This window comes from Streptomyces sp. DT224 (assembly GCF_049844595.1).
In the GTDB taxonomy this organism is placed as follows: domain Bacteria; phylum Actinomycetota; class Actinomycetes; order Streptomycetales; family Streptomycetaceae; genus Streptomyces.
In genome coordinates, this window is record NZ_JBNCLI010000047.1 from 1 (window position 1) to 490 (window position 490).

Sequence of the window (490 nt, forward strand, 5' to 3'; positions counted from 1 at the left end):
GTCATGGCGATGCGCCACGGCGTCCTGCCGCAGACCCTGCACGCCGAGCAGCCGTCCCCGCACGTGGACTGGACGTCGGGCGCCGTCGAGCTGCTCACCGAGGCCCGCGAGTGGCCCGAGAGCGGCCACCCGCGCCGTGCCGGTGTGTCGTCGTTCGGGGTGAGTGGCACCAACGCGCACGTCATCATCGAGCAGGGCGACGCATTGGCCGAGCCGACCGTCGAGGCGGCCGAACTCCCCGTGCTGCCCTGGCTCGTCTCCGCGCGGACCCCCGAAGCCCTGCGAGCCCAGGCCGCCCGTCTGGACGCCTGGGTGACCGAGCAGCCGGCGGAGGTCGACGACCCGGCGCTCGCCTGGTCGCTGGCGAGTGGCCGGAGCGTGTTGGAGCATCGTGCGGTGGTCGTGGGTGCTGACCGTGCGGAGCTCGTGGCCGGGCTGCGGGCGTTGGCTGCTGACGGTGCGGGTGCGGCCGGGGTGGTTACGGGTTCGG

At 74.3% G+C, this 490-nt stretch carries 1 protein-coding gene; it reads left to right on the forward strand.

Annotated elements, in window-relative coordinates:
• Nucleotides 1-490 (forward strand): ketoacyl-synthetase C-terminal extension domain-containing protein (locus ACLQ2N_RS35970; RefSeq protein WP_425819999.1); only part of this gene is annotated, 490 nt, incomplete at both ends.